General features: G+C 70.8%; 5 protein-coding genes. All 5 read right to left on the bottom strand.

Features of this window, described 5'->3' with window-relative positions; translation table 11 throughout:
- Positions 1-845, bottom strand: an 845-nt coding sequence (locus BZY54_RS45000) for a glycosyltransferase family 2 protein (RefSeq protein WP_143668300.1), incomplete at its 3' end; no start/stop codon positions are given.
- A gap of 185 nt (positions 846-1,030) precedes the next feature.
- A complete protein-coding gene (locus tag BZY54_RS44995; protein WP_086731138.1) occupies positions 1,031-1,939 on the bottom strand; it encodes a carbohydrate ABC transporter permease in 909 nt (302 codons plus the stop codon).
- A complete protein-coding gene (locus BZY54_RS44990; protein WP_208640960.1) occupies positions 1,936-3,288 on the bottom strand; it encodes a carbohydrate ABC transporter permease in 1,353 nt (450 codons plus the stop codon). The genes BZY54_RS44995 and BZY54_RS44990 overlap by 4 nt, the downstream gene beginning before the upstream one ends.
- Before the next feature lie 42 nt (positions 3,289-3,330).
- Entirely contained in the window at positions 3,331-4,746 is a 1,416-nt protein-coding gene (locus BZY54_RS44985; RefSeq protein ID WP_086731137.1) for an ABC transporter substrate-binding protein, read from the bottom strand.
- A 183-nt stretch (positions 4,747-4,929) separates the two neighbouring features.
- On the bottom strand, positions 4,930-6,087 hold a 1,158-nt coding region (locus tag BZY54_RS44980), incomplete at its 5' end, for an FtsK/SpoIIIE domain-containing protein (RefSeq protein WP_279634764.1).

The following is a 6,087-nucleotide window of genomic DNA, read 5'->3' as shown; positions in this document are numbered from 1 at the left end:
GCCCGGCGCAGGAACTCGGCGCGGCAGCCGCGCGGCGGCCGGCTCGGCCGGGAGAACACCGTCGAGAAGTGGTCGATCACGCGGCGGAACGACAAGGGCCGCCACAGGGCCAGTTCCGGGCGCCGGTCGAGGAAGGCGAACACCCGGTCGTACCGCTCGAAGACGTCGAAGTGCCGGCGGCTGGTGGTGCCCGGGACGCTGCCCCGACGGCGTTGCCGGTAGTGCACGCACACCTGGTCCAGGGTGGCGATCGACTCCGTCGCCGGCAGCACCGGATACGTCCACGGAGCGTCCTCGTCGTAGCCGGTCGGGAAGGTGAAGCCCTCGCGCTCCACGAAGTCCCGCCGGCAGGTCTTGTTCCAGGCCACCGTCAGCACCAGGAGCAGGTCGGGGCGGTCGGCCAGGCGGAAGGGGGCCGGGCCGTCCTCGCTCAGGGGGCCGGTGACGTCGTCGCGGACCGCCCTGCCGGTCCAGTCCGTGCACGCGAAGTCGTAGACCAGGACGTCCGGTTCCCCGGTCTCCTTCAGGCGGGTCGTCATCGACCAGAGCGCGTCCGGCGCGAGCGTGTCGTCGCTGTCCAGGAAGACCAGGTAGTCGCCCGTGGCCTGGGCCATCCCCGCGTTGCGGGCCCGGCCCAGACCCTGGTTCTCCGCCAGGTGCACCGCCTTGACGCGCGGGTCACGGGCGGCGAACTCGTCGATGATCGCGCCGCACGCGTCCGGTGAGCAGTCGTCGACGGCGATCAGTTCGAGGTCCATGAACGACTGGGACAGCACCGACTCCAGGCACTCGTGCAGGTACGCCTGGACCTGGTACACGGGGACGATGACACTGAACCGGGGCAACGGGGACATCCAAGGGTCGGTGCGGGCGGAATGCCCCGTCATGTCGCTTCCGTCACGACGGGGCTGTGCCCGGCAACGTCCGATGGAGTGAATTGGTCACGTTCCGGTACGGCAAGTGGGGGACGGCGGGTGGACGCAGGGGGGCGGGCCGGTGACGGCCCGCCCCTGATCGCCGGATCGTGTGGTCACTTGACCGCGCCGGCCATCACGCCGGACACGAACTGCCGCTGGAACGCGAAGAACACGGCCAGCGGGATCACCATCGAGATGAACGCGCCGGGCGCCAGTACGTCGATGTTGTTGCCGAACTGCCGTACCTGCGTCTGCAGGGCGACCGTGATCGGCTGGGTGCCGGACTTGGTGAACACCAGCGCCACCAGCATGTCGTTCCACACCCACAGGAACTGGAAGATGCCGAGGCTCGCGATCGCCGGCCCGCCGAGCGGCATCACGACCCGGGCGAACAGGCGCAGTTCACCGGCACCGTCCAGCCGGGCCGCCTCCAGCAGCTCGCGGGGGATCTCCGCGAAGAAGTTCCGCAGCAGGAACACGGCGAACGGCAGGCCGAACCCGGTATGGAACAGCACCACCCCGAAGATGGTGCCGAACAGGCCGATTTTTCCGAAGAGTTCGGCGATCGGGATGAGCGCCACCTGAACGGGCACGACCAGCAGGCCGACCACGGCCAGGAACCACCAGTCGCGGCCCGGGAACTCCATCCACGCGAACGCGTAGCCCGCCAGCGAGCCGACCACGACCACCAGGACCGTCGCCGGGACGGTGATCAGGACGGTGTTGAGCAGAGAGCTGGTGATGTCGCTGTTCTCCAGCAGCTTCTGGTAGCTGTCGAACGTCAGCTGCGAGGGCTTGCTGAAGACGGTCCACCAGCCACTGGCGCTCATGTCCTCCGGGGAGCGCAGCGACGACAGCAGCAGACCGATCGTCGGCACCAGCCAGAACAGGCCCACCACGATCAGGAACACGCGGACCAGGCCGCCGCTGACGGCCTCGGAGAGGCGGGCGGCGAAGGACTGCCTGGCCTTCACGGTCCCGGTGGCCGTCCTCGGGGGAAGAACCTCCGCTTCCGCCGTCATCGGCGCACCTCCCGTCGCAAGCGCCGCATGTTGAACAACATCACCGGGATCACCAGGAGCAGCAGGAACACCGCGATGGCGCTCGCGACGCCCGGCCGGCCCTCCGAGAAGCCCTTGCGGTACAGCTCCAGGGCCAGCACGTTGGCGTCGTCCTGGGAGGAGCCGGGGGCGATGATGAAGACCAGGTCGAAGATCTTCAGCACATTGATCATCAGCGTGACGGCGACGACCGCGAGCACCGGCGCCAGCAGTGGCACGGTGACCCTGCGGAACACCTGCCACTCGTTGGCACCGTCCACCCGGGCGGCCTCCAGCAGTTCACGCGGCACGCCCGCGAGCCCGGCCGCGATCAGCACCATCGCGAACCCGGCCCACATCCACACGTACGCCCCGATGATGGCCGGTGTGACCAGGGAAGGGCCCAGCCAGTCCACCCCGTTGTACGGCTCCTTGAAGTTGCCCGCCGGAAGCCTCAGCAGGGCGCCGTCGGCCTTCGCGGGCAGTGTGAACGTGCCGTCGTCGGCGGCCTTCGCCGTCGCCACCACCTTGCCGTCCTTGACGGCCTCGATCCGCATGCCCGAGTAGCCCAGTTCGGACGGGTCGACCGCGCCGAGCCGGCCGACTCCCTTGCCGCGCGTGAAGTCCTGCCAGGTGGTACCGGTGATCTTCCCCGGTTCGGACGTGGCCTGGACGGCCTTCTTCGCGCTGTGGGGCATCTGGTCGGGGGCGACGCCGACCAGTGGCAGGGCGACCGACTGGCCCGTGTGGACCGGACTGGTGGTGAGGAAGCCGCCGTGGTCGGCCCTGAGCGGTGAGTTGCGGCCCGGGTGCGCCTTCGGGAACGCCGACGACTGCGCGAAGGTGTCGTGGATCCCCACCCATACCGCGTTGGCGACGCCCTTGCCCGGGTCCTGGTCGTACACCAGCCGGAAGATGATCCCGGCCGCCAGCATCGAGATCGCCATCGGCATGAAGACGACCAGCTTGAACGCCGTTCCCCAGCGCACCCGTTCGGTCAGCACCGCGAAGACCAGGCCGAGCGCGGTGGCGACCGCCGGGGCGAACACCACCCAGATGATGTTGTTCTTCAGCGCGGTGCGGATGCCGTCGTCGGTGAACAGCGCCTTGTAGTTGTCGAACCCGGCGAAGTGGTCGCCGGAGGAGTCGTAGAGGCTGCGGACGATCGAGTACCCGATCGGGTACACCACGAGCGCGCCGAGCAGCACCAGGGCGGGCAGCAGGAAGAGGGCGGCCACGGTCCTGCGGGTGCCGGTCACGCTCTTGCGGCCACGGGGAGCGGAGGGCGTCGCCGTCGTCTTGGCGACGCCCTCCGCGGCTGCCGACGTCATCGCCGGCCCCCTCCTCGGTGGGTGCGAGCGGTCATCGCCTCATCAGCTCCCGTTGCCGTACGCCGCCGCCGCGTCCTTCTCCAGCTTCGCCTGGGTGCCCGCGACGTCCGAAGGGTTCTTCAGGAAGTCCTGGAGGTCCTTCCACTCGCCCTTTCCGGGCGTGCCGCCGAACGCCTGCGGCGCCTGGTCCGACATGTCGAAGCGGAAGTTGTCGCCCGACGCGATCAGCGCCTGTGCGATCTTGCGCTGCACCTCGTTCGGATACGCCGAGTTCGGCACGTTCTTGTTCGGGGACAGGTAGCCGCCGAGCTTCGCCTGGATCGTCGCCGCGTCGGACGAGGCCAGGAACGTCACCAGCGCCTGCGCCGCCTTGGAGTCCTTAAGGATCACCGCCGCGTCACCGCCGGAGACGACGGGCGCGGTGGAACCCACGGCCGGGAACGGGAACACCTTGGCGTCCGTGCCCACCTTGGCCTTGGTCTCACCGATGTTGACCTGTGCGAAGTCACCCTCGAAGACCATGCCGGCCTTCGGCTGGTCGCCACCGGTGAAGGTCTGCGTGACGGAGACCGGGAACTCCGTCTGCAGGGCGCCGTTCGGGCCGCCCGCGATGTAGTCCTTCTTGGACCAGATCTGCGCGAGCGTGGTGAGGGCCTGCTTGACCGACGGGTCCGTCCACTTGATCTTGTGCTGGGCGAGCTGGTCGTACTTGTCCGGTCCCGCCTGGGAGAGGTAGATGTTCTCGAACCAGTCGGTGAGGGTCCAGCCGTCGGCGCCGCCCACGGAGAACGGGGTGACACCGGAGTCGTAGACCTTCTGCGCGGTGGACAGCAGGTCCTGCCAGGTCTTGGGCTCGGCAGCGCCCGCGTTCTCGAAGACCTTCGCGTTGTACCAGATCAGCGACTTGTTGGCGGCCTTGTAGTAGGCGCCGTACTGCTTGCCGTCGACCTTGCCTATGTCCTGCCAGCCCTGAGAGTAGTTCTTGGCGAGCTGTGCCTGCGCCTCCGGGCCGAGCGGCTTGGCCCACTTCTTGTCCACGGCCTGCTTGATGGCGCCCGGCTGCGGCAGCAGCGCCACGTCCGGCGGCTGCCCGCCCGCGATCTTCGAACCGAGGAAGTTGATGATCGGGTCCTGGGCGGGGACGAAGGTGACCTTCGCGCCCGTTCGCTTGGTGAACTCCGCGAGGACCTGCTTGAAGTTCTTCTGCTCGCCGCCGGTCCAGACGGCGGCGACCTCCAGGGTCGTGCCGTCCAGCTTGGGGAGGGTGACGGCGGCGCCGCCCGGGCCGCCGCTCGCTCCGCTGCTGTGGCCGTCGCCGCTCTTCTTGTCGTTGCCCGAGCCGCCGCACGCGGCGAGGGAGAGAGCCAGTGCTCCCGCGGCGACCGCCGCCGCCACTCTGGTCGGCCTGGTGGACCTTGCGGCCCCGTGTGTCCGGATGGTGCTGCTCGTGCTGCGCATCACTGCCCCGTTCTTCGTCCTCGTCGAACGTCCCAGTGCTCTCCTGTCCCGTGCGCTCTGGTCTACGCCGGGGTCCGGGAGTCGGCAAGAGCGCCCACGGTGTCAAGCGGGAGATCGTGACCTCGTCGTGACGGTAAGTCAGCGATGCCCGAGGAGCGGCCGGAGCAGAGACCTGAGGAGGGGTCAGAGCAGAGAGGGCACCTCGGCGGCCGACACCTCCCTCGCGGCCCGCTCCAGCGCGCTGGCCAACAGGGCCAGGTCCGTTGGCCCGTTGCCCAGCTCCCGGACCGAGCGGCGGGTGGGCGGGTCGCCCATGCGCTGCCACTCCAGGGGGACGACCGTGGGCCGCTGGGTCGCCGTCCGCGGGATACGTCCCGTGACGCGGCCACCCTGGAACGGGGTGACCCGGCCGTCCGCGCCGGTCAACCGGCCACGCCCCGGCGCCGGTTCTCCTCCGAGCTCGCGGCCTCGCTCCAGCAGGGAGGCGCCCCCATGACCGGAGGCCGGGGCGTCCAGCGCGACCCGCAGCGCGGCCCGGCGCGCCGGCTCCGTCTGCGCCGTACGGCCGCCGGGCGTGGTGGCCGCCACCAGGTGCACGCCGAGTCGCCCGCCCTCCCGGGCCACCGCCTCCAGCGCGCGTATCACGGACCCGGCCGAGGGCCGCCCGGGCGAGCCCAGCGCGGGGGAGACCAGTGCGTCCAGGTCGTCGACGACCACCACCAGCCGGGGCAGCGGCGGCGGTGTCGCCTCGCCCCGCGCCCGGGCCGCCGCGGGCCGCAGCCGGAGGGTGGAACTGGGCGGGGCGTCGAGATCTGCGCCCTCCGGGTCGGCCGCCGCCGGGTCGGCTGCGCCGGACCGCCCCGGCCCGGTGCGCTGGGCGACGATCCGGCCGGAGACCTCGCGCCGGGTGTGCCACTCGCTGAAGTCGGCCAGCCCCAGCAGCTCGGCCCGCCGCTTGAGCTCGGCGCTCAGCGACTGGGCGAACTCCCGCATGCGCACGGGATCGTTGGCGGTCAGGTGGGTGGTGACATGCGGCACGTCCGTGCAGACCCGCAGGCCCTCGCCGTGGCCGTTGCCCGCGGCGACGCCGTCCCGGCCGTCCAGCAGGACGATGCCGAGGCGGTCCGGGCGCTCGGCGGCGGCGAGCGAGGCGACGGCGGACCGCAGCAGCTCCGTCCGGCCGCTGCCGGACGGTCCCTCGATCAGCAGATGCGGCCCGTCGGCCACGAGGTCCGCGCAGACCGGCCCACGCGGACCGGCCCCGAGTATCACCCAGGCCCGTCCGCCGAGGGACTTGGCGTCGTCGGCCGCGTCCGCCCAGCGCGCCTGGAGCGAGGCCGG

Source organism: Streptomyces carpinensis (assembly GCF_002154505.1).
Taxonomy (GTDB): domain Bacteria; phylum Actinomycetota; class Actinomycetes; order Streptomycetales; family Streptomycetaceae; genus Streptomyces; species Streptomyces carpinensis.
This window is presented reverse-complemented; position numbering and strand designations above follow the sequence as displayed.